This is a genomic window from Pseudomonas sp. GV085 (genome assembly GCF_003050925.1).
Taxonomy (GTDB): Bacteria; Pseudomonadota; Gammaproteobacteria; order Pseudomonadales; family Pseudomonadaceae; genus Aquipseudomonas.
In genome coordinates, this window is the sequence record NZ_QAOV01000011.1 from 63,112 (window position 1) to 85,249 (window position 22,138).

Annotated in this window: 21 protein-coding genes; 7 read left to right on the forward strand and 14 right to left on the reverse strand. The window is 60.0% G+C overall.

The window, feature by feature from the left end; all coding sequences use genetic code 11:
- Nucleotides 1–12: 12 nt before the first annotated feature.
- The 4 genes from C8K63_RS21760 to C8K63_RS21775 form a co-directional block, all read right to left on the reverse strand.
- A complete protein-coding gene (locus C8K63_RS21760) occupies nt 13–747 on the reverse strand; it encodes a thioredoxin family protein (RefSeq protein WP_108218559.1) in 735 nt (244 codons plus the stop codon).
- A gap of 155 nt (nt 748–902) precedes the next feature.
- Nucleotides 903–1,772 carry a DUF6279 family lipoprotein gene (locus C8K63_RS21765; protein WP_108218560.1) on the reverse strand — a complete coding sequence of 290 codons (870 nt, stop codon included), beginning with the start codon at nt 1,770–1,772 and terminating at the stop codon, nt 903–905.
- Nucleotides 1,773–1,849: 77 nt separating this feature from the next.
- Complete coding sequence (locus C8K63_RS21770; protein ID WP_108218561.1) at nt 1,850–2,572, reverse strand: TorF family putative porin; 723 nt, start codon at nt 2,570–2,572, stop codon at nt 1,850–1,852.
- 207 nt (nt 2,573–2,779) lie between these two features.
- Nucleotides 2,780–2,968 (reverse strand): hypothetical protein, encoded by a 189-nt coding sequence (locus C8K63_RS21775; protein WP_015096330.1) that lies wholly within the window; start codon nt 2,966–2,968, stop codon nt 2,780–2,782.
- 351 nt (nt 2,969–3,319) lie between these two features.
- On the opposite strand from C8K63_RS21775, the gene C8K63_RS21780 reads away from it, so the two are divergent.
- Together C8K63_RS21780 and C8K63_RS21785 are read left to right on the forward strand one after the other, a co-directional pair.
- Nucleotides 3,320–4,156 carry a S1 RNA-binding domain-containing protein gene (locus C8K63_RS21780; protein ID WP_108218562.1) on the forward strand — a complete coding sequence of 279 codons (837 nt, stop codon included), beginning with the start codon at nt 3,320–3,322 and terminating at the stop codon, nt 4,154–4,156.
- Between the two features lie 37 nt (nt 4,157–4,193).
- On the forward strand, nt 4,194–5,126 hold the full coding sequence (locus C8K63_RS21785) for a DMT family transporter (protein WP_108218563.1): 933 nt from the start codon (nt 4,194–4,196) through the stop codon (nt 5,124–5,126).
- Here C8K63_RS21785 and C8K63_RS21790 read toward each other — a convergent pair.
- Nucleotides 5,071–6,252, reverse strand: coding sequence for an MFS transporter (locus C8K63_RS21790; RefSeq protein ID WP_108218564.1), 1,182 nt, complete (start codon nt 6,250–6,252; stop codon nt 5,071–5,073). The genes C8K63_RS21785 and C8K63_RS21790 overlap by 56 nt on opposite strands.
- 104 nt (nt 6,253–6,356) lie before the next feature.
- Here C8K63_RS21790 and C8K63_RS21795 point away from each other — a divergent pair, with 104 nt between their 5' ends.
- On the forward strand, nt 6,357–7,250 hold the full coding sequence (locus C8K63_RS21795) for a LysR family transcriptional regulator (protein ID WP_108218565.1): 894 nt from the start codon (nt 6,357–6,359) through the stop codon (nt 7,248–7,250).
- Nucleotides 7,251–7,385: 135 nt separating this feature from the next.
- The gene (locus C8K63_RS30960; RefSeq protein WP_007972508.1) at nt 7,386–7,514 is read left to right on the forward strand and encodes a PA1414 family protein; all 129 of its coding nucleotides are present in this window, start codon (nt 7,386–7,388) and stop codon (nt 7,512–7,514) included.
- A gap of 197 nt (nt 7,515–7,711) precedes the next feature.
- Here C8K63_RS30960 and C8K63_RS21800 read toward each other — a convergent pair whose 3' ends face one another.
- From C8K63_RS21800 to speB, 6 genes are all read right to left on the reverse strand, one after another.
- Nucleotides 7,712–7,963 (reverse strand): phosphopantetheine-containing protein, encoded by a 252-nt coding sequence (locus tag C8K63_RS21800; protein WP_108218566.1) that lies wholly within the window; start codon nt 7,961–7,963, stop codon nt 7,712–7,714.
- 72 nt (nt 7,964–8,035) lie between these two features.
- Nucleotides 8,036–8,761 (reverse strand): MBL fold metallo-hydrolase, encoded by a 726-nt coding sequence (locus tag C8K63_RS21805; RefSeq protein WP_108218567.1) that lies wholly within the window; start codon nt 8,759–8,761, stop codon nt 8,036–8,038.
- 84 nt (nt 8,762–8,845) lie between these two features.
- Nucleotides 8,846–10,225, reverse strand: a complete 1,380-nt coding sequence (locus C8K63_RS21810; RefSeq protein WP_108218568.1) for a sodium:solute symporter — start codon at nt 10,223–10,225, stop codon at nt 8,846–8,848.
- A gap of 231 nt (nt 10,226–10,456) precedes the next feature.
- On the reverse strand, nt 10,457–11,968 hold the full coding sequence (locus C8K63_RS21815) for a cytosine permease (protein ID WP_108218569.1): 1,512 nt from the start codon (nt 11,966–11,968) through the stop codon (nt 10,457–10,459).
- A gap of 55 nt (nt 11,969–12,023) precedes the next feature.
- Nucleotides 12,024–12,446: a nuclear transport factor 2 family protein gene (locus tag C8K63_RS21820; RefSeq protein ID WP_108218702.1), complete on the reverse strand. Its 423-nt coding sequence runs from the start codon at nt 12,444–12,446 to the stop codon at nt 12,024–12,026.
- A gap of 9 nt (nt 12,447–12,455) precedes the next feature.
- Nucleotides 12,456–13,406 (reverse strand): agmatinase, encoded by a 951-nt coding sequence (gene speB, locus C8K63_RS21825; RefSeq protein WP_108218570.1) that lies wholly within the window; start codon nt 13,404–13,406, stop codon nt 12,456–12,458.
- A gap of 355 nt (nt 13,407–13,761) precedes the next feature.
- Between speB and C8K63_RS21830 the strand changes: the two genes are divergently transcribed.
- Together C8K63_RS21830 and C8K63_RS21835 are read left to right on the forward strand one after the other, a co-directional pair.
- The gene (locus C8K63_RS21830; protein WP_108218571.1) at nt 13,762–14,655 is read left to right on the forward strand and encodes a LysR family transcriptional regulator; all 894 of its coding nucleotides are present in this window, start codon (nt 13,762–13,764) and stop codon (nt 14,653–14,655) included.
- Between the two features lie 4 nt (nt 14,656–14,659).
- Complete coding sequence (locus tag C8K63_RS21835) at nt 14,660–15,253, forward strand: tRNA-uridine aminocarboxypropyltransferase (protein WP_108218572.1); 594 nt, start codon at nt 14,660–14,662, stop codon at nt 15,251–15,253.
- 100 nt (nt 15,254–15,353) lie between these two features.
- Here the strand turns inward: C8K63_RS21835 and C8K63_RS21840 are convergent, their stop codons facing one another.
- The 3 genes from C8K63_RS21840 to C8K63_RS21850 form a co-directional block, all read right to left on the reverse strand.
- Complete coding sequence (locus C8K63_RS21840; RefSeq protein ID WP_108218573.1) at nt 15,354–16,709, reverse strand: HlyD family type I secretion periplasmic adaptor subunit; 1,356 nt, start codon at nt 16,707–16,709, stop codon at nt 15,354–15,356.
- Nucleotides 16,710–16,718: 9 nt separating this feature from the next.
- The gene (locus tag C8K63_RS21845) at nt 16,719–18,878 is read right to left on the reverse strand and encodes a type I secretion system permease/ATPase (protein ID WP_108218574.1); all 2,160 of its coding nucleotides are present in this window, start codon (nt 18,876–18,878) and stop codon (nt 16,719–16,721) included.
- 148 nt (nt 18,879–19,026) lie between these two features.
- A complete protein-coding gene (locus C8K63_RS21850; RefSeq protein WP_108218575.1) occupies nt 19,027–20,391 on the reverse strand; it encodes a TolC family outer membrane protein in 1,365 nt (454 codons plus the stop codon).
- Nucleotides 20,392–20,979: 588 nt separating this feature from the next.
- Between C8K63_RS21850 and C8K63_RS30965 the strand changes: the two genes are divergently transcribed.
- On the forward strand, nt 20,980–22,138 hold a 1,159-nt coding region (locus C8K63_RS30965; RefSeq protein WP_256594980.1), incomplete at its 3' end, for a retention module-containing protein.

Genomic DNA, 22,138 nt, shown 5'->3' on the forward strand with positions numbered 1-22,138 from the left:
CAGTGCCTGGGGCTAACCCCCATGACAGCAGCTCGACTGCTCCTGTTCCTCATATTTGTCGTGATGCCGCACCCACTCCATGATCTCCTCTTCGTTGCGGCCCTTGGGCGTCAGGTCAAGGTAGTTGTAGGCGCCGACCAGCATGTCCAGGCCCCGGGCATAGGTGGAGTAGGTATGGAAAACTTCCCCGGCGTCATTGCGATAAAACACGCTGAGGCCGGGGAGTTCTTCCTCGGATCCGTCGGTTTTTTCGTAGTTGTACATAGCGGTTCCGGCGGCGGCGTCTTCGGCTCGGGCACTGACGCCAAAGTCGTAATTGAAATCAGAACCTGCTGACGACACCCAGTCGAACTTCCAGCCCATGCGCCGCTTGAACGCCTGGAATTCAGCGAACGGTGCGTGGGAAACCGCCACGACCGCAATGTCGTGGTGGGCCAGGTGCTGGTTGGCGCCGTCGATGTGATCGGAGAGGAACGAGCAGCCAGAGCAACCTTCGTCCCAGCCTTTGCCAAACATGAAGTGGTAGATGACCAATTGACTGCGTCCGCCAAACAGGTCCGCCAGTTTCAGTTCGCCGTTGGGCCCCTGGAAGCGGTAGTCCTTGTCGATTTTCACCCAGGGCAGAGCGCGGCGTTCGGCGCTGAGTCTGTCCCTTTCCTTGGTAAAGGCTTTTTCGTGGGCAAGGTGCTGTTTGCGTGCGACGAGCCATTCTTCCCGCGACACGACGGGATGATTCTGAATGTTCATGATGTTTTCTCCTGCGTGGGGCGGGGAGGTGACTTACACAGCCTAGTCGTTTGGCTTGCGTGGAATTCGACATACCGCCGGTCAGTCGTCAGCAGAAGCCCGGCTGAAGGTTTCACCTCAACCATAGGATCGCCCACAGAGGAATTGTGTGGGGCTTAACTTTGTTTCAGCGTTTTTAAACACTTCAAGTCGCTGAAATCCTTCCTTACCCGCTCGATTTTTTTCAGCAAACGCTCACGCTGGTCCGGCGTGCTTTCAGCCATCAGATCCACGAACAGCGAGCGCGCCTGGGCTTCGGTGTTGGCGAAGGCCTGACGATAGGCGGGTGTCCACAAACTCTCGCGATTGACCAAAAGTGTCTCGATCCGTTGTGGGAATTGTGGACTCTGGCGTTGCGCAACGGCTGCGCTGAACTGCTTCTGCCAATGGATACGGTTGGCAATCCACTGGGAGTTCTGGTTGCCCAAGGCGTTGGACCAGGTGGCGACTCGCTGTTGCTGAGAAATGCTCAAAGGCCCGAGCCAGTCGTTCAGGCGCTTCTCCATGCGCGCGCCGCGCTCCTTGATCTGCTGGTCGAGGGAAGGCTTGAGGTATTCCTCCTGGCGTTTGCGCTGATCCCTGGCAAAGGCTTGGTTCATTTCGGCGACTTGTTTGTCATCCAGCCCTTGCAGCAACTCGATGGCCGACGGGGTGATTTCCCGTGCGATCTCGGCGATCGCCTGTTCGGCTTCACGGGCGCGGGCCTGCAAGGCGGCATCGGTGACCTGGTTGGTGGCGATCATGGTTTGCAGGCGGTCCAGCCAGTCGAGGTAGCCGGGCAATTGGGTGGTGCAGTGCCAGCTCAGGTGTTCCTTCAGGCGTTCGTTCAGCCAGCTCTTTTGCTCGCCGTTCATGTCCAGGTAGTCGCTGAGCGTCCACGGGATGATCACATCGAGATTGCGGTAGGCCAGGCCCACGCGGCTGCACGCGCCGAGGGCGAGGGCAATGGTCAACACAACCGCGATATATTTGAACCAGCGGGACATGGGCGAATCCTTGCGAAAGCCAGCTTTCGGGGGCTGATTCTCATGTGAACCCGGGAGGAGTCCGGCAGTTCAGCCGATCAATAGAACGCGTGTTCGGCCTTGAGCGTCACCAGCCCGTCGCACTGACTGTTGTGCCCGGCATAGGCCGAGCAACCGCTGCCGCTCAGGCTGGAGTCACTGTAGATCAGGTCGAGGTCGATGCCCATGAACGGGCGGGACAATTTCAGCGACCAATCGGTAAAACTGCCTACGTTCCCTCCATCCACCGCCACTGGCGTATTGAATTGGTGGGTGGTGTATTTCAGGCTGATGCCGACACCGAACGGTTGATTGCCGCTCAAGTCAGCGAACAGGGTGTTGTTCTGTTTGTCTGGGTCATTGCTGAAGGCGATACCGAAACGGCTGCCAAGCAAGGTCAGGCCGCCGAACAGTTCCTGGCTGTCAGGGGTCGTGACTTCGGGGTAGCTGTAGCGGATCAGGCCCACTTCGTAGCCGAGGGTTTGGTCGAAGGGTTGTTTAAAGCCCATGTAGGAATCGAGCTCGAGGTTTTTCCCCGGGCTGATGCCCATGCTGGGCGACCATTGGCCCACGTAGAAACCGCTGTCGTGGCTCAGGTCCAGGCCACCGTGGAACGAGCCGACAGCCGAAGGTTTGACCAGGCCCTGGGCCATGCTGCGGGTGGGGGTGGTGCCGAGCTTGAGGTCGAAGGTACCCAGTTCACGCTGAAAGATTTGTGCGTGTGCTACGGAGCATGCCAGCAGGCTGGCGAGTAATGCCGATAGATAGAAAGGTTTGAACATGCGTCACTCCATGAACAGCGAGGACAGGCTGGTGAGCCCGCTGAAACGCTTGATCCAGACGTGTGCAAGGATACCGGCGAATGATCGGCAATGAAGGCCGTTCGTCGATTTCTAAACGATTTGAAAGGGGGGGCGGGGGAGTATCGAGAGTTCCAGTCCAAGCGCTTCGAAGCTCAAAGCGCTTTGGGACCAGGTGACGCGAGGGAATTACTTTTTGCCCAGGGTGATCTGCTTGGACGGGCCGAATGTCTGGCCGCTGACGCCTTTGGCAATTTGCTGGATTTCACCGCCGGACTTGAGGAACGCAGCGATCTGGCTGTTGATCGATTCGCTGGTTTCGACGGCTGGAGCTGGCTTTGCTTTGCTGGTGGATGCTTTTACACGCATGGCGGCCATTAACCTGTAGAAAATTAACTTGGCCAGGCATCGTACAGGAATTACCTGATAATTGCTTGGCAAATATCCCCTCGCCATAATTGTGAGGTCGGGGTAATCAGGCATCGGCCAGTATTCGAAATAGGCGTCTAAGCCGCTGTTTTAACTAAGAACATTGCCTGAAAAAATACCACGTTACGCTGGCCTGGGCATGGCGTAAATCCCCGGATCGGTCTGACGAGCGGCCAGGTGCTCGATGCGAGCCCCGGAAAATCAAGGTCTTCAGAGGAATTTCTCGTACCACCGGGCCGGGTGCCGAACGCGGCGCCTAAAACCGGGTAGAATGCCGCCCACGCAATGAGGGTATTGGACATGGCTTTAGTCGGGCGTTACAACAGTTTGCAAGTGGTTAAACACACTAACTTCGGTTTATATCTGGACGGTGGTGCGGATGGCGAAATCCTTCTGCCTAATCGTTATATTCCAAAAGATACTCCTAGCGAAGATGAAGACTGGCTCAACGTTTTTATTTATCTGGACAGCGATGACAAACTCATCGCAACTACTGAAAAACCGAAAGTTCAAGTCGGTGAATTCGCCAGTTTGAAAGTTGTTGAAGTCAACAGCATCGGCGTATTCCTGGACTGGGGGTTGCCGAAAGACCTGTTGCTGCCGTTCTCCGAAGAGAAGCGTCAGATGACGGCAGGCGAGTATGTGGTGGTGCACGTCTATCTCGACAAGCACACCCGTCGCATCACCGCGACCGCGCGCCTGGATCGCTACCTGGACAAGACCCCGGCCAATTACACCGCGGGTCAGGAAGTGGATCTGCTGGTGGCCGAAGCGACGGACATGGGTTTCAAGGCCATCATCAACAACAAGCATTGGGGCCTGATCCACAAGAACGAAATCTTCAAGTTCATGCGCGCCGGTAAAGAAGAGAAGGGCTTCATCAAGGAAGTTCGCGCCGACGGCAAGATCAGCCTGAGCCTGCAGCCGGTCGGCCAGGAAGCGGCCACCAGCCTGAACTCGAAGATCCTCGCCAGGTTGCGTGAAAACAACGGCAGCCTGGCGGTCAGCGACAAGAGCGATCCAGCGTTGATCAGCAGTCTTTTTGGTGTCAGCAAGGGCAACTTCAAGAAGGCCATTGGTGCGTTGTACAAGAATGGCCAGATTGTCATTCATGCCGACCGCATCGAGCTCAGTTGATCCCACTTGCCATGGATTGTGTCTTCGAGGTGTTCCGGTGAGCGCTACCCGGCGTAGCGCCGACGGGTTTGCCCTGCAAGTGATGCTCGGGTTGTGCCTGGTCTGGGGCGTTCAACAAGTAATGATCAAGTGGGCGGCGGCCGATATCGCGCCGGTGATGCAGGCGGCCGGACGTTCCGGCATGTCGGCGTTGCTGGTCGGGCTGCTGATTTGCTGGAAGGGCGGCTGGAACCAGGTGGGTACGACATGGCGCGGCGGTCTGTTGGCCGGTGCCTTGTTCGGCCTGGAGTTCTTCTTCATTTCCGAAGGCCTGCAACTGACCACGGCGGCGCACATGTCGGTGTTCCTTTACACCGCGCCGATCTTCACCGCATTGGGTGTGCACTGGTTGCTGCCCAGTGAGCGTTTGCGCCCGTTGCAATGGCTGGGGATTGTCCTGGCCTTTGTCGGAATTGCCATCGCCTTTGCCGGCGGGGTGTCCTGGGACAACCTTGATTACCGCATGTTGATGGGCGATGCCCTGGGAGTGCTGGCGGGCGCGGCTTGGGGCGCGACCACGGTAGTGGTGCGCGCCTCGCGCCTGTCGGAAGCGCCGGTGACCCTGACGCTGTTCTATCAGTTGATTGTCGGCTTCTTCGGCTTGTTGTTGATTGCGCTGCTCAGCGGCCAGATCACCCATGTCAGCCTGACCAGCGTGGCGGTCGCCAGTGTGCTGTTTCAGGGCGTGGTCGTGTCGTTCTTCAGTTACCTGATCTGGTTCTGGCTGCTGCGCCGTTACCTGGCGGCCAACATCGCGGTGTTTTCGTTCATGACGCCATTGTTCGGCGTCACGTTCGGTGTGGTGCTGCTCGGCGAGGAACTGAGCCTGAACTTCGTCATCGGTGCAGTGCTGGTGTTGACGGGCATCACCTTTGTCAGTGCTGAGCAGTGGCTGCGCCGTCGTTTGCGCAAAGCCCTCGGTCAGCACTGACCGGCGCGAGCAACAGACCGCCGGCGATCAACAGACCGCAGCCGGCGACCACCAGTGCCGGCTGCAAACCGCCACTGAAATGACTGCTCAGCGCCGCCAGCAATGGCCCGCTCAGTTGGCCCACGGCGAAGCAGGCCGTCAGCAGGCCGGCATTGCGCTGGGTAGCGTGGGGCGCCAGTTCCCGGGAGCGTTGCATCACCAGTTGCATGCAAGCCAGGAATGGCGTGCCGCACAGGATCACACCCAACGCCAGACCTGGCCCGTTACCCAGCAGGCAGGCGAACACGCCAGCGGCTTGCAGCCATAACGTCGCCATCAACCAGTGGCGCGTTGCTCCCGGCCTTTGGCGACGCAGACTCACCAGCACCACACCCGTGGCAGCCGCCAGGCCAAAGCACGGCCAGAACAGATCGGCCTGCCATTGGCCATGGAATTGCGCGTTGGCCATCTGCGACAGAAAGGTCGCCGGGATGATGTAGCCCAATCCGTACAAGCCATAGATCCAGCCCAGACGACCGATGCCTTGGGTGTGCGATGCGTTGGCGCTGGGCGCAGCAGTCGCGGTGGCGCCCGGTTGTGGCAGCAATGGCAGGATCCCCAGCAGTATCGCCAGCCCTGTGGCGGCGTACACCAGCCATAAGGTAGCGGAGGTCTGGCCCAGCAGATTCGAGCCCAAGGCCAGTAAACCTGTCAGAAAAATCCCCAAACCTGGTCCGGCGAAGACCAGGGCGCCTAATCGTGGGCGACCGGCCGCTGCCGCGAGCGGCTGGCTCAGGGCAGTGATCATCACCAGCACCCAGGCGCTGGCCACACCGGTGCCGAAGCGCAGCAGCAGGTGCGACCAGAAACCATTGGCCCAGAACGACGCCAGGGTCAGCAGTACGCAGAGCCATAACCCGCCGAGCAAGCGCCGGCGCACTTGCGGTGGACGCCGGGAGAACATGGCGTCCACCGCACCAATGAAATACCCGAGGTAGTTGGCAGCGGCAATCAGCCCGGCGGCGGTCAGGTCGATCTGACCTTCGCTGAGCAGGTGCGGCAGTTGCGGTGTCAGGGCAAAGCGGCCGATGCCCATGGCCATCATCAGGGCAACGAAACTGGCGAATAAGCGAATCAAGGGAGACATGGTCTGGATTCCGTTCAGAGGATCGATGACCGTCAGGCTAGGACTGGTTGACTTTCTTTAAAAATGAATAATAGTGAGCAACTTGTTCTTTTTTGGAGAGTGTCGTGGAGTTCAGCCAATTGCGCATCTTCCAGGCGGTGGCGCAAGAAGGGTCCATAACCCGAGCCGCCGAACGGCTGCATCGAGTGCCGTCGAACCTGTCGACCCGGCTCAAACAGCTGGAGGAGCAACTGGGTGTCGAACTGTTCCTGCGCGAGCGTCAGCGCTTGCAGTTGTCGCCTGCGGGAAAAGTCCTGCTGGACTACACCGCCAAGCTGTTTGCCTTGCGCGACGAAGCCAGCGCGGCAGTGCAGGGCGGGCAACCGGCGGGCGACTTCGTGCTCGGCACCATGTACAGCACAGCGGCGATTCATCTTCCGCGGCTATTGGCGCGCTACCACCGCCTGTATCCGGCCGTGAACCTGCAAGTGCAATCCGGACCCAGCGGTGAATTGCTCGAAGGCCTGCTCACCGGCCGACTCGATGCGGCACTGGTGGATGGCCCCATGGAACTGGCCGGGCTCGACGGGGTGCCCTTGTGCGACGAGCGCCTGGTGCTGATCAGCGAGGCCGATCATCCGCCCGTGCGCAGCGCACTGGATGTGCAAGGTCGTTCGGTGTTCACCTTTCGCCAGGGCTGCTCCTACCGCATGCGCCTGGAGGCCTGGTTCGCCCATGACCACGCGGCCATGGGCCGGGCGATGGAGATCGAGTCCTATCCGGGGATGCTGGCGTGTGTGATTGCCGGTTCCGGTGTGGCGCTGATGTCGCAGGCGATGCTCGCCAGCCTGCCGGGCCGTGAGAGTGTGGCGGTGCATCCGCTGGCCGAGCCGTTCGCCAGCGCTACCACCTGGCTGATGTGGCGCAAGGGCATGGTCGGGGCCAACCTGAATGCCTGGATCGAGCAGCAGCAGGTGGTTTTTCCGCCGGCACCGGTGCAGGCGCAGGAAATTGCCTGAACACAGGCTGATTGTGATGGATTCAGTAACAGATCGTTGCGACTTTGCGCGAGCATTGCGTAGGACTTCGGACTATTATCTGTGCGAAGGGGCTACAGAATTTTGGCCGCTCGGCACTACCCTGAAGGGGGCACCATGAAAGAGAAAATTCAAAACTGGCTGCATGACCTGGGCGTGGCTCTCGGTTTGATCGAGCCGCCTCTGCAACCCGTGCCAGTTCGTACTGACGACGAACAGCGCCGACGCCAGCAGCGTCGCCGGTAACGGCTGATGTTATCTGACTGATGAGGGGCTTGCTGTGGCGAGGGAGCTTGTCGGATCGCCGCACCGTCCCGCTGGGCTGCGAAGCGGCCCCAAGGTGCACGTTTGCAGGTTTTTACGAGTGCTGCGCACTCGAGCGGGAGCAAGCTCCCTCGCCACATAGGTTGCGTCGTTGTTAGGGGCGCACCTGGCGATCAGTCTCAATACCGCCCAATCTCCAGCAAAAACCGGCTCAAATCATTCGCCGTCCTGGCGGTCTTGAGCATCCGGTCTTCCCTGGCGGTCAACGCCGTCACACCCAGTTCATCTTCCAGATGGAAGATCAGCTCTTCGATATCTTCTTTATCCAATCCCAATTGCGCCAGGCTGACGTTGTCGTCGAAGTCATCCCGGCCTTCCAGCAGGCGGCTGATGTAGCGGTGCACGACAGCACGAACGGCAGCTTTTTTCATGAGCGCTCTTCGAGGAGGAGGCGGTTTTATTCTCTGTGCCGGAGCAGTTACTGCCGTTGAGTACAGCAGGCTTTAGCCGTGTGAGCGCTGCCATTCGTCAATCATGTTGCGCAAATATTCCCCGGAAAAACTGCCGAAATGTCCACCATGCACCGTACGGATCGGCAGCGCGTGCAAGCGTTGCAGGCTGCGGGCGTAATCATCGAGGTTGGAATGGTAGGCGTCTTCGACCAGCGGGCCGTCGTAGATGATGTCGCCGCTGAACAAAGTCTCGGTGGCGGCTTCGTACAGGCAGATGCCACCCGGCGAGTGTCCCGGTGTGTGCACGACCTGCAACACCCGATTGCCCAGGTCCAGCACATCTCCATCTTCGATAAACCCTGTGGCCGGTGCCGCTTTGACCCGGTATTCGGCGTAGCACAACGGGCAATCGGGGTGGGCTTCGAACATGTCGTCGCCGACAAAGGCTTTGCTCAGGTCGTTGTCGCCATCCGGCGCGGCGAGAATGTCCGCCTCGGCCGGATGCACCAGGCGCTCGGTGAATTCGTGATGACCGGCGATGTGATCGAAATGGCAGTGGCTGGCCACCGCCACCAGCGGCCGCTCGGTGATCCACGGCAGTTGCTCGCGCAGGCTGACCAGGCCCGAGCCGCTGTCCAGCAGCAGGTCTTTGTCACTACCCTGGATGTGCCAGAGGTTGCAGCGGTAGAAGGGGCGGATGTACGGCTCGTGAATCAGACGGATGCCGTCACTGAGATGTTTCACTTCGAACCACTGGTCGCGAGAAACAATCTTCATAAATGTTTTCTCCAGACGAAAAAAAACGAGTATGGCAACCGACGCCACACTCGTCGAAGAAAAAGTCATTCCATTCTTTTCAGTTTAGGTAGCGCTGGCCACAGTCACCGGGCGACGGGACAGCAGGCTGACCAACACGAAGCTCACCAGGCTGACACCGAGACTGAAGTAGATCGGCGAGTTGGCATCCATTCCGTCCTTGAACATGAATATCAGGGCGGTAATGAAGCCCAATGCCATGGCGGCGATTGCACCGGCCGTGGTGGCGCGTTTCCAGAAGATCGCCCCCATCAGCGGGATCAGCATGCCGCCTACCAGCAGGTTGTAGGCCAGAGTCAGCGCGCTGATGACGTCATTGACCACCAATGCGATGCCCAGCACGACAATGCCGGTCAGCAGGGTAAACAAGCGGTTGGTAGCAATGTTCGACTCTTTGCCTCCGCGCAACTTTGGCAGCAGGTCTTCGGTCAAGGTGGTGGACGCAGCCAGCAAGCCGGCGCTGGCGGTGGACATCATGGCCGCCAGGGCCGCAGCGATCACCAGGCCACGGATGCCGTCCGGCAGCGAGACTTTGACGATAGCGGCGAAGGCATTGTTGACATTGTCCAGGTCCGGGATCAGCACGTGTGCAGCCATACCGATCAGTGCGCAAACCAGGCCATAGATGATGCAGTAGATACCGGCCGAAGTACCGGCGTACTTGGCAACTTTCTCGCTGCGCGCGGTGAATACCCGTTGCCAGATGTCCTGGCCGATCAGGATGCCGAAGAAGTAGATCATGAAGTAGGTGATGATGGTGTCCCAGCCAATGCTGGTGAAGCTGAAGCTCGCAGCCGGTAGTTGGGCAACCAGTTGATCCCAACCACCCACGCGGTACAGGCAGATCGGCAGTAGCAGGAACATCAGGCCGACGGTCTGGATACCGAACTGCACAATATCGGTCAGGGTCAGCGACCACATGCCGCCGATGGTCGAGTAGATGACGACGATACCGCCACCCACCAGTACAGAGACCCAGAATGGCAGGTCGAACAGTACTTGCAGTACGGTGCCAATGGCCAGGATTGAAACCACGCCGATCATCAGGGCGTAGGCCAGCATGATAGTCGCACTGGCGGTGCGGGCCATTGGGTTATAGCGTTTTTCCAGCACCTGGGTGACGGTGAACACCTTCAGTTTCAGCAATGGTTTGGCGAGGAACAGGTTCAGCGCAATGATCCCGCAACCCAGTGCGGCGCAGAGCCAGAAACCGGAGATGCCATGCACGTAACCCAGACGCACGGTGCCCACGGTGGACGCACCGCCCAGGACGGTGGCGGCCATGGTGCCCATGTACAGGCTCGGGCCGAGGTTACGACCGGCGACCAGGTAGTCCTCGTGGGTCTTGGCCTTGCGCATGCCGTAGTAGCCGAGTATCAGCATCGCGGCGGCGTAGATGAGTACGACGAATAAATCCAAAGCCATTATGGCGTTTCTCCGATTGTCTTTTTTATGGTGGAACTAAAACTGCAGTGATGGGAAAGAACCCCATTGTGGCGAGGGAGCTTGCTCCCGCCGGGCTGCGAAGCAGCCCCAAACCCTGCAAAGGCATTTCTTCAGGAGAAACCCATTAGCCTGTTTTGCGACTGCTTCGCAGTCGAGCGGGAGCAAGCTCCCTCGCCACAGAGGTCACCTCATGGCCCTGTCTTCAAAAAATCAGGCGGCTTGACGCATCGCCGGTTTAGCGAGCGAATCCGTGCTCTTGCTGCGTGAATCGTTCGGGCCGAACACTTCGCGCGCTTCCGGGAACAGGCTCAGCAGCGCCAGGTACACCACCGAGGCCAGGCCCAGGGTCACTGGCAGGCTGATGTCGATACCACCGGCCATTTCGCCCAGCGGCCCGACAAACTGCCCCGGCAGGTTCACAAAGCACAGGCCGACGGCCGCGCTCGGGATCCAGGCGCCCAGGCCACGCCAGTTCCAGCCGTGGGTGAACCAGTAACGGCCACCTTTCTCGCCGCGGGTGAACACTTGCAGGTCATCCGGGCAGTAGAAGCCGCGACGCACCAGCAGGCCGATGATCATGATCACCATCCACGGGGTGGTGCAGGTGATGATCAGCACGGCGAAGGTCGACACGCTCTGCACCAGGTTGGCCGCGAAGCGCCCGATGAAGATGAAGGCAATCGACATCACGCCGATCAGCAGCGTGGCCTTGACCCGTGACAGTACACGTGGGAACACGCTGGACATGTCCAGGCCAGTGCCGTAGAGCGATGTGGTGCCGGTGGACATGCCACCAATCACCGCGATCAGGCACACCGGCAGGAAGAACCAGCTCGGCGATACCGCCAGCAGGCCGCCGACATAGTTGTTGGCTGCGATGTAGTCCGGCGCCTTGATCGCCACGATGGTCGCGGTGGTCAGGCCGAACAGGAACGGGATGAACGTCGCGATCTGCGAAATCACCACCGCCGCCATGATGCGGCGCTTGGAGGTGTCACGCGGGATGTAGCGCGACCAGTCGCCGAGGAACGCACCGAAGGAAATCGGGTTGCTCATGGCCACCAGCGCAGCACCGATAAAGGCAGCCCAGAAACCGGGTTGGCCCATGTTGACGGTGCCGGCGTAGTTCGCATCGAAGGGACCGGCGAAAGCGAAGACACCCAGCAGGAACAGCAGGCTGGCGCTCCACACCGCGATCTTGTTGACCCACAGCAGAAAACGAAAGCCATAGATGCATACGGTCAGTACCAGAATCGCGAACAGACCATAGGCCAGGCCCAGGGTCAGGTCGGTTTCCGGCAGGCCGATCAGGCGTTTGGCGCCACCGATCAGCGCATCACCCGAACTCCACACCGAGAGCGAGAAGAAGGCGATGGCGGTTAACAGCGACAGGAACGAACCGACGATCCGCCCGTGCACGCCGAAGTGCGCACCGGAAGACACGGCGTTGTTCGTGCCATTGATCGGGCCGAACAGGCCCATTGGCGCGAGGATCAGCGAACCCAGCAATACGCCCAGCACAATCGCCCAGACGCCCGCCTGGAAAGACAGGCCGAACAGCACCGGGAAACTGCCAAGAACGGCGGTGGCGAAGGTGTTGGAACCACCGAAAATCATCCTGAACAAGTCCGTCGGGCTTGCGGTGCGTTCGTTGTCCGGGATCTGTTCGACCCCGTGGGTTTCAATTTGCGTAAGGCTTTGGTCTTTGTTGTTGTTATTCATGATCAGCTCCGATCATAAAGGCGCGCTCATCAAACGTGAGCGTCACCTGTGTTGGCTAAGGGGGTGGCAGCCCTTCCGGCATCTCGGACAAATGTTCGTGGCAGGCCAGCCATAGGCCTTGTTGTTCTTGGCCAGACGCTTGTTTCTTGAAAACAATCGTCTCGCGCTCCTGGCTAAAGTGCTGCTCCCCTTGCATGCGCAACTCGGTGGCTACGTCATGGATGAAAATCGCCACGTCACCCTGCAGGCTGACGAAAGCGTTGCTCGAGGTGCATGAGAGCACCTCGAAGCCATCCTCGGTGCGCCAGCCGTCCCACATCGCCTGATAGGCGTCGCGCGACAGCAGGGGCTGTTCGAGGGTGTAGAAGACAAAGCTGGCATCGGCACTGAACGCGCCGAAGTAGGCTTCCCGATCGTTACGGGCAAAAGCGGACACCAGATCGGCGGCGGCTTTCAGAACCTGATCACGTTCGTTCACGAGCATTCCTCAGCGGTGGACTACGCCAGGCAGTACACAGAGCATTTCGTACAGCAGGTTGGCGGCCAGCAGTGAGGTGTTACCGGTGGTGTCGTAAGCGGGCGAGACTTCTACCAGATCGCAACCGACCAGGTCGAGGCCTTGGCAGCCACGAACGATCTCGATCGCCTGAATGGTCGTCAGACCACCGATTTCCGGAGTGCCGGTGCCCGGTGCCCAGGCTGGGTCGATGCCGTCGATGTCAAAGCTGAGGTAGACAGGACCGCCGCCGACTTTCTCGCGGACTTCAGCCATCAAGGGCTCCAGCGATTTGTGCCAGCACTCTTCGGCCTGAACCACACGGAAGCCCTGTTTGCGGCTCCAGTTGAAGTCGTCAGCGGTGTAGCCCTGGGCGCGCAGGCCAATCTGCACGACACGGTCCGGATCCAGAAGGCCTTCTTCAACAGCGCGACGGAAGGTGGTGCCGTGGGCGATTTTCTCGCCAAACATGTGATCGTTCACGTCGGCGTGAGCGTCGATGTGCACCAGGCCGACCTTGCCGTGCTTCTTATGGATGGCACGCAGGATCGGCAGGGTGATGGTGTGGTCGCCGCCCAGGGTCAGGGGGATCACGTTGTGTTCGAGGATGTCGTCGTAGGCTTCTTCGATGATACGTACGGCGTCCAGCAGGTTGAAGGTGTTGATCGCCACATCGCCGATGTCGGCAACCGACAGCGAGTCGAACGGCGCAGCACCGGTGGCCATGTTGTAAGGACGGATCATCACCGATTCGGTGCGGATATCGCGAGGCCCGAAGCGGGTGCCAGGGCGCAGAGAGGTGCCGATGTCCAGTGGCACACCTACGAAGGCAGCGTCCAGGCCGGCAGCGGTGTTCAAATGGGGGAGTCGCATCATGGTGGCGATGCCGCCGAAGCGCGGCATTTCGTTGCCGCCCAGTGGCTGGTGAAGAATCTTGTCCACGGGTAGGACCTCATCGTCGTTGTTTTAATTATTCAGGTAAGCCGTACACGGGAGTACGGGCGAACCTTGTGGCGCCGATTCTGCGAAATGTAGTGGCCGGGAAGAATCGCTATGGGCAAATACTTAGTTCAGATTTTTCTAAACTAATGTGCGCGAGGTCGATAGACTTCACTGCAACACGAAAGCTGCAGATAAACCTGTAGGAGCTGCCGCAGGCTGCGATCTTTTGATTTTCAGCGGTCTTCAGCGATCTCAGACCGCACAGAGTCAAGATCAAAAGATCGCAGCCTGCGGCAGCTCCTACCTGGCTGTAGCCAGAGCCAGCTGAAATTCGAGCGGTGTTTGGAGAGCCCCAATGGCCAACGCTTTACCTGACCTGAAACTATTGCGCATCTTCGTCAGCGTGGTGCGCCATCAGGGCTTCGCCAATGCCCAGCAGGCGCTCAATCTCTCGACGTCGGCCATCAGCACCTACATGAGCCAGCTCGAAGCGGCTCTTGGCCTGGTGCTGTGCCATCGTGGTCGTGGCGGTTTCAGCCTGACCAGCAAGGGCGAGCTGTTCCATCAGGAAACCCTGCGCCTGTTGGGCGAGCTCGAAGGCTTCGAGCAGTACGCTGCCGCCCTCAAGGGTGAGTTGCGCGGTACCTTGAATCTCGGGGTAATCGATTCCACTGTCAGCGACAAGGCCCTGCCGTTCGCCGAAGCCATCGGCGCCTACAGCCAGGAACACCCGGCCGTGCACTTGCACCTGTCGGTGATGAGCCCTTACGAATTGCAACTCGGCGTGCAGGACAACCGTCTCGACCTGGCCATCGGCGCATTTTCCACGCGCATGAGCGGTCTGGTGTACATGCCGCTGTACCGTGAACAACACTGGTTGTATTGCAGCTCGCGGCATCCACTGTTCAACGAGCGGCGTATTCCCGAGCAAGTCATCACCCAGCAGCGCATGGTCGGCCGTGGCTACTGGAGCCAGGCTGAACTGGCGCGTCACGGCTTCAAACACAGCGCCGCGACCGTGGAAAGTATGGAAGCCCAGTTGATTCTGGTGCTGTCCGGCGCCTACATCGGTTACCTGCCGGAGCACTACGCCCAGGCCTGGGCCGACAAGGGGGACTTACGGGTGTTGCTGCCGGCGACCTTCGGTTATCAAGCGCCGTTCTCGATGATCGTGCGTCGGGGGCGTAGCCGCGAGCCGCTGATCCAGACGTTCCGCGACTTGCTTAAAGCCCAACTGAATCAGGCCTGAGAAGATGTCCAGAATCCAGTGCCCGCGCTGCCTGCGCCCGCAAAGCCACTGCCTGTGCCCATTGATCCCAAGCCTCGACAGCCGCACCCGGGTGTTGCTGTTGCAGCATCCGAGCGAAGTGAGCCATGCGCTGAATACGGCGCGGCTGGCGGCGTTGGGCTTGAACAATGCCGAGTTGATCGTGGGGGAAGTGTTCGAGGACTTGCCGACGTTGTTGAGTCAGCCGGGGTATCGGGCGCGGTTGTTGTTTCCCGGTGACGATGCGCAGCCGATGCAAGCCTGTGCCGCGACAGACGAACCGCTGTTGCTGGTGGTCCCGGACGGCACCTGGCGCAAAGCGCGCAAGATGTTGCACCTCAACCCGTTGCTGGCGGCGTTGCCGAGGGTGACGCTGGCCGAAGGCGGAGTGTCCCGTTATCGGCTGCGCAAGGCGCCGGGGCCGGGAGCGTTATCGACGGTGGAGGCGATTGTGCAAGCGCTGGAAACCCTCGAGGCGCCGACTTCGTTTGCGCCGTTGTTGAAGCCGTTCGAGGCGTTGATCGAGGGGCAGATCGCGGCGATGGGGGAGGAGGTTTACCAGCGTAATCACGGTGGTTAAAGATCAAAAGATCGCCCGAGCGCGAACCAAGCCTTCGGCAGCTCCTACAGGTAATACGCGATCCCCTGTAGGAGCTGCCGAAGGCTGCGATCATTTGATCTTACCTTTCCCGCATCGCCTCGGTCCGCGCCTTCAACACCGGTTTAAGCAAGTAATCCAGCACCGTTTTCTCCCCGGTAATGATGTCCACCGTTGCCACCATCCCCGGGATGATCAGCAGCGGTTTCACATCCCCGCCCAGATGGTTTTTATCGGTACGCACCTGAATCAGATAGAAGCTGTTGCCCTTGTCGTCGGTGATGGTGTCGGCGCCGATCAATTCCAGCTTGGCGCTCAGGCCGCCGTAAATGGTGTAGTCATAGGCACTGAACTTGACCATGGCTTTCTGGCCCGGATGCAGGAATGCAACGTCCTGCGGGCGGACCTTGGCTTCGATCAGCAGGTTGTCTTCCAGCGGCACGATTTCCACCATGTCACTGCCGGGCTGGACCACGCCGCCGATGGTGTTGACCTTCAACACCTTGATGATGCCGTGAACCGGGGAGACCACGGTGGTACGGGTCACGCGGTCGTCGATGGCGATGCTCGATGCCGTGATTTTCGACAGGTCGGTGCGTTTCTCGTTCAGTTCTTTGGCAGCTTCCGAGCGGAAGGTCTGTTCCGACTCATCGATCTTGCTTTTGATCTCGTTGATCGCCGATTCCGCCCGGGGAATCGCCAGGGTGGTGGCGTTCAACGAGCCACGTATTTCCACCGCGCTGCGCTTGAGGCGCAGGATTTCCACCGGTGACACCGCACCCGTGCCTACCAGCGGCGTGGACATGTTCATTTCCTGTTGCAGCAGCGCCAGGCTTGAACTGAATTGACCCTGCTTCGAGCGGAACTCCGCCAACTCCTGGGTTTTTTGCCGAAGTTGCTCGGTCAGGGTGCGCTGCTCGCTGGCCAGTCGGCGTTGCCGCTGCTCGTACAGCGAGCGCTCGTCTTCTGCCACTTGCGGAGCCTTGGCGATCACTTCTTCTGACAGCTTGAACGGCCGGCCTTCGGCTTCGGCCGAAAGCCGTTCGACCTGCGCGGTCAATGCATAGCGATCGGCTTCGCTTTCGCCCTTGTTCGACAGGTAGCGGGTGTCATCCAGGCGCAGCAAGGTGTCGCCCTTGTTCACCATTTGTCCTTCACGGACGAAAATTTCAGTGACGATGCCGCCCTCCAGGTTCTGGATCACCTGGACTTTGCTCGACGGAATCGCCTTGCCTTCGCCCATGGTCACTTCCTGCAACACGGCGAATCTGGCCCAGACCAGTGCGCTGATCACCAGCGCGGAGGCCAGCCACACGGTGATGCGCGACCAGCGCGGTGAGTCTTGCAACGAGGCGCCGACGGTTTCCGGCATGAACTCGGTTTCGGCACTTTTGTTGAAACTGTCAAAGTAGCCACGGGATCCTTGATCGGCAGACATGGACGACTCCTAGACGGCCGCAGAGCCGACACGGCCCTTGCGCAGTGCATCGATGACCGCTTCTTTCGGGCCGTCGGCGACGATCCGTCCGTTGTCCAGCACCACCAACCGGTCCACCAGGCTCAGCATCGAGGTGCGGTGGGTCACCAGCAGGAGAGTTTTACCCTGGACCCAGCCGTGAAGTTTTTGCCGCAGGACGTCTTCGCTGCTGTTGTCCATGGCGCTGGTGGGCTCGTCGAGCAGCATGATGGGCGGGTCGAGCAACATGGACCGGGCCATCAATACGGCTTGGCGCTGGCCGCCGGACAGCAGTTGCCCACGTTCGCCCACGGGCCGGTCGAAGCCTTGCGGGTGTTGCCGGGCCAGCTCGGTGACGCCGGTCATTTCCGCCACTTCGAGCATGCGTGAGTCGCTGATATAGCGCGCGCCGAGGGTCAGGTTGTCGCGCAGGCTGCCGGCCAGCAGCGGCAGGTCGTGGGCGACGTAACCGATTTGATGGCGCAGGTCGGCGACGTCCAGTTGTCGCAGGTCCAGGCCATCGAGCAGCAACTGGCCTTCATCCGGTTCATAGAAGCCCATCACCAGTCGCGCCAGGGTGCTTTTACCTGAGCCGCTGCGACCGATGATGCCGATACGCTCGCCGGGTTTCACACTGAAGCTGACATTGGCCAGGGCAGGAGAGCTCTGGCCGTTGTAGTGGAAGGTTACGCCGACAACATCCAGCGCGCCTTGCAGTTGGGTTCGTTCCAGAGGCCGTCGTTTGGCATCGCGTTCCTGGGGCAGGCCCATCAGCGCGTCGGTGCTTTTCATGGTCAGTTGCGCTTGCTGGTAGCGGGTGATCAGGCCGGCGATCTGCCCCAGCGGCGCCAGCACCCGACTGCCGAGCATGTAGCTGGCCACCAGGGCACCGACGCTGAGGTTGCCGGCGATGATGCTGTAGACCCCGGCGACGATGGTCGCCATGCCGGACAGTTGCTGGATGAACAGCGTGCCATTGGTAGCCAGGGCCGAGAGGTTGCGCGCGTGGCTGTCGAGGCGGGTGAGGGCGCCGTGGGTGCTTTCCCATTTGTGCTGGCGTTCGCTTTCGGCGCTGCAGGCCTTGAGGGTTTCCAGGCCGCTGAGGGTTTCGATCAACAGTGCCTGGCGTTCGGCGCCGAGGCTGAGGCTTTTCTGCACGGTATCGCGCAGGCGTACCTGGATCACCATGGCGAAAATGATTGTGATGGGAAACGCCAGTATCGGGATCACCACCAGCCAGCCACCGAGCAGGCCGATCACCAGCAGCATCAGCAGGCAGAAGGGCAGGTCGATCAGGCTGGTGAGGGTCACGGCGGTGAGAAACTCCCGCAGGCCCTGGAAGTCATGAATGCTTTGGGCGAAGCCACCGATGGTCGCCGGTCGCGCTTTCATCGCCATGCCGGTGATGCGCTCGAACAGGGTGGCCGACAGGATCACGTCGGTTTTCTTGCCGGCGGAATCCAGCAAGTGCGCGCGCACGACTCGCAGTACCAGCTCGAACGCGGTGCCGATCAGCAGACCGATCGTCAGCACCCACAAGGTCGAAGTGGCCTGGTTCGGCACTACGCGGTCGTAGGTCTGCATCACGAACAGCGGCACCATCAATCCCAGCAGGTTGATCAGGAAGCTCGCCAGGATCGCATCGCTGTACAACCATTTCGACAGCTTCAGCGTATCGCGAAACCAGGCCTGCACCCGTGGCACCAACGGCGAGCGCAGGTCTTCGAGTTCGTGGCGTGGCCGGGCAAACAATGCCTGGCCACTGTAGTGTTCGGCCAGTTCCTCAAGGCTGAGCCATTGTTCGCCGCCGTCGGCTTCGCTGGGAAGGATCAGCACCTTGCCGTCCTCGCCATACCGGCGCAGGACCGCCGTGCGGCCGTTGTCGAGCAATAGCAGTACGGGCAGATTGAGCGGGGAGATGTCTTTGAGGTCACGGCGCAGCAAGCGCGCCTGTAAACCGGCCCGGGCCGCTGCACGGGGCAGCAGGTCCAGGCTCAGGCGTTGGTGTGCCATGGGGAGCCCGGCACTCAGGCTGGCGCGACTGACCGTCGCGCCGTGGAGTTTGCAGAGGATCAGCAGACCGTCCAGAAGCGGGTCATCGAAGCTCAGGCGTGGATCGACACCGGTGTTGCCGGGTTCCATGCTGGTCATTGAATGCTCCCGTTGCTCTGCGGCAATCGACAGGTATCTGCATATCTCACTGTAGGAGCTGCCGCAGGCTGCGATCTTTTGATCTTGACTGCTCAAAAGCAAAGTCAAAAGATCGCAGCCTGCGGCAGCTCCTACACGGGTATTTCGGTTATTTCATTTCAGGCAGACGAGCTTCGTTTTTCACTTCGGTCTGGGCGATCGCGTCGGCGGGCAGTACGACCCGTTGTTTGCTCAACAACTGGCCCATGTTCGCCAGGACTCGGTACATCGAAAACTCTTCGGTGTAGCGCACTTCGGTGTAGCGACGGTTGGCATTGTAGAGTTCGTTTTCACTGTCCAGCAGGTCCAGCAGAGTCCGTTGACCGAGGCCGAATTGATCCTGGTAGGCGATGCGTACGCGTTTGCTGGTGTCGGCGTATTCACGGGCGGTCGGGGTTTGTTTCTTGGCATTGACCATGGCGTTCCAGGCCAGGTGAATGTTCTCGTTGAGCTGGCGCAGGGCATTGTTACGGATGTCCATGGCCTGGTTGATCTTGTGCGAGTCGGAGGCCAGGCGCGCCTTGTCACTGCCGCCGCGGAACAGGTTGTAGTTCATGATCACGCCGACCCGCCATTCATTGTCGTGGCCTTCGTCACCCTGCACGTTGTTGTTCGCGCCCACGGCAGCCTCGGCGTCGAGGCGTGGGTAGAACGGCGACTTGGCGACTTCGTACTGGCTTTCGGCCGATTGCACGTCGGCTTGGGCGGATTTCAGGTAAGGGTTGTTTTCCACCATGCTCTGCTGGGCTTCGGGCAAGGAGGTGGGGACTTCGCCGCGAATCGACGGCGGGGTTTCGAGTTCATCGGGCATGCGCCCCACAACGGCGTAGAAGTTCGACTCGGCGTCAGCCAGATCGACTTCGGCGGTGTCGAGGTTGTTTTCTGCCAGTGCCCGGCGAGCCGCGGACTGGTCGGCATCGGCGTTGCTGCCCACGCCGCGCTGGGTGCGCAGGCCGATCTGGTCGTTGACCCGCAAGTGCGCTTGCAGGTTGTTCTTGGCCAGTGTCACCAGTTCGCGGCGCTTGAGTACTTCGAGGTAAACCTCGGTGGTGCGCAGGGCCAGATCCTGAGCCGTCCCCTGAGCGTAATAGGCTCGCGAGTTGACCACATCCTGGGTGCGTCCGACCTCATTGGCGGTGTTGAACCCGTCAAAGAGCATTTGTCGCAGGCGCAATTCCGACTGGGTGTAGTTGAGGGTTTCGGTGTTGTGCCCGCTGGGGGTGAGCGCCCGGGTATTGGTGTTATCGCTATACGCGCGCCCGTAGGCAGCGTTCAAATCAACCGAAGGATAAAAGCCCCCTTTGGCGACCTTCACGTCCTCATCAGCCGACAGACGGCTGTCCACCCGTGATGCCAGCTCCGGGTGGGTCGCGATGGTGCTCTGGATCGCTTCAGTCAGCGTCATGGCCTGAACCTGGGACGAGCAGGCCATGGCCAAGAGAACCGCGCTGCAGAGGGGGGTTAATAGGCGCATGTTGCATCTCCCTGATTCCTGATGGTGCTTATCAGTCGCCAATTATTTGACGATATTTATAGTTAAGGTTGTTTCACATCTTTAACAAAAGAGCTAAGAACATTCTGGAGCGTAGCTAAGAAATTTTTTTCATAACCGCTATGCAAAAAAAAACTTATGCGCCCTGCAAAATCCAGCACATTGTTCAATGCGAAAGCCCTTGTTTTATGAGCTCTTGGGCGCTCTACGGGTTTTAAGGAAAGTTCCAATCCACTTATCGACATAGAGCGGAGAAGTGCTGGAGGGGAGGGAGGCGAGCGATCTGGTGGCGACGGTTTTTTGTCACTTGGATGATTCAAGATCGTTACGCATCGCTCACAGGCAACGTTGTTGCGCACAGGGATCCGATGCCGTTGATTGCAGAGGGTTTTCCCCAAAATCGTAAACAGCGCCGTGAGCGACTGGCTGGGCGAGATCGTTGCCGGGGCCTAGGCTTACTCACGTAAACCGGTACCTGGAACACGATTCGCCAGACAACCCGCTTGAGCCGTGAGCACGTTCTTCGCACAAACAAGCTGCCGACAGCGGTTGGCAGCGGAGGAAGTGCACATGGCTATGCTCATCGGTATCGTCAGTAAGGTCATCGGTCAGGTGTTCGCGGTTGCGAGCGATGGCACCCGGCGTGCTTTGGTCGAAGGGGACCGGTTGTTCGCCGGCGACCAACTGAGCACCGGCGTCGAGGGCGCGGTGGCGGTGCATCTGCAAAATGGCCAGGAACTGACCCTCGGGCGCGGCAGCAGCATGCAGATGACCTCGCAGCTGCTCGCCAATCAGATTCCCCATGTGGACTCGTCCGAGGCGGTGACGCCGAGCGAAGCGCAACTGACGGATGTCGCACAGCTGCAAAAAGCCATTGCGGTCGGCGACGACCCGACCCAGACCGCTGAAGCCACCGCTGCCGGGCCTGCCACGACTACCGGTGTACCGGGTGGCATCCCGGGCAGTGGCCATAGTTTCGTCCTGCTCGAAGAAGTGGGCGGGCGAGTCGATCCGATCATCGGCTTCCCCACTGCCGGTTTCAATGGCATTCCCGAACTTCCCGAAGAGCGCCTGAACGCTAATCCGGACAACAACGTTGTAGCGGACGATGCTCCTGTGGTGCCGCCGGTGGTTCCGCAAGTGCCGAACAATCCGGTCACCTTCGACGGCCTGTCGGAGCAGAACGGTGAGCGGACCGTTAATGAAGCCAACCTGGCCGACGGTTCGGCGAGGAACGAAGGCTCGCTGACGCGAAGCGGCACCTTCACCATCAATGCGCCAGACGGGCTGAGCAGCCTCAGCATCGGCGGGATCAACTTGATCAGCGGCGGCGTGGCGGCCGGCTTCCCGCAGTCGATCACCTCCCCGCTGGGCGGCACACTGACCGTCACCAGTTACAACCCGGCCACGGGCGTGGTCAGTTACAGCTACACCCTCAACCGTGCCGAAACCCACGCAAGCGGTGAGGGCGCCAATAGCCTTGCCGAACACGTCACCGTGGTGGCCAGCGACAGCAATGGCGACAGCATTACCGGTACGCTGGATATCAGCATCATCGACGACGTGCCCAAAGCAGTCGATGACAACAATGGCACCGCCTCGGAAACCCTGCTGACCCTCAACGGCAACGTACTGAGCAACGACGTGCAAGGCGCCGACCGCGTGACGCTCGGGGAAAACGCCGGCCCGATCACCCCCGGGACCTTCACCGGCACCTACGGCACCCTGG

Excerpts from the sequence above, each read along its gene's own strand:
- C8K63_RS21760 (WP_108218559.1), bottom strand. The coding sequence starts at position 747 with ATGAACATTCAGAATCATCCCGTCGTGTCGCGGGAAGAATGGCTCGTC.
- C8K63_RS21765 (WP_108218560.1), bottom strand. The coding sequence starts at position 1,772 with ATGTCCCGCTGGTTCAAATATATCGCGGTTGTGTTGACCATTGCCCTC.
- C8K63_RS21770 (WP_108218561.1), bottom strand. The coding sequence starts at position 2,572 with ATGTTCAAACCTTTCTATCTATCGGCATTACTCGCCAGCCTGCTGGCA.
- C8K63_RS21775 (WP_015096330.1), bottom strand. The coding sequence starts at position 2,968 with ATGGCCGCCATGCGTGTAAAAGCATCCACCAGCAAAGCAAAGCCAGCT.
- C8K63_RS21780 (WP_108218562.1), top strand. The coding sequence starts at position 3,320 with ATGGCTTTAGTCGGGCGTTACAACAGTTTGCAAGTGGTTAAACACACT.
- C8K63_RS21790 (WP_108218564.1), bottom strand. The coding sequence starts at position 6,252 with ATGTCTCCCTTGATTCGCTTATTCGCCAGTTTCGTTGCCCTGATGATG.
- C8K63_RS30960 (WP_007972508.1), top strand. The coding sequence starts at position 7,386 with ATGAAAGAGAAAATTCAAAACTGGCTGCATGACCTGGGCGTGGCTCTC.
- C8K63_RS21800 (WP_108218566.1), bottom strand. The coding sequence starts at position 7,963 with ATGAAAAAAGCTGCCGTTCGTGCTGTCGTGCACCGCTACATCAGCCGC.
- C8K63_RS21805 (WP_108218567.1), bottom strand. The coding sequence starts at position 8,761 with ATGAAGATTGTTTCTCGCGACCAGTGGTTCGAAGTGAAACATCTCAGT.
- C8K63_RS21810 (WP_108218568.1), bottom strand. The coding sequence starts at position 10,225 with ATGGCTTTGGATTTATTCGTCGTACTCATCTACGCCGCCGCGATGCTG.
- C8K63_RS21815 (WP_108218569.1), bottom strand. The coding sequence starts at position 11,968 with ATGAATAACAACAACAAAGACCAAAGCCTTACGCAAATTGAAACCCAC.
- C8K63_RS21830 (WP_108218571.1), top strand. The coding sequence starts at position 13,762 with ATGGCCAACGCTTTACCTGACCTGAAACTATTGCGCATCTTCGTCAGC.
- C8K63_RS21835 (WP_108218572.1), top strand. The coding sequence starts at position 14,660 with ATGTCCAGAATCCAGTGCCCGCGCTGCCTGCGCCCGCAAAGCCACTGC.
- C8K63_RS21840 (WP_108218573.1), bottom strand. The coding sequence starts at position 16,709 with ATGTCTGCCGATCAAGGATCCCGTGGCTACTTTGACAGTTTCAACAAA.
- C8K63_RS21845 (WP_108218574.1), bottom strand. The coding sequence starts at position 18,878 with ATGACCAGCATGGAACCCGGCAACACCGGTGTCGATCCACGCCTGAGC.
- C8K63_RS21850 (WP_108218575.1), bottom strand. The coding sequence starts at position 20,391 with ATGCGCCTATTAACCCCCCTCTGCAGCGCGGTTCTCTTGGCCATGGCC.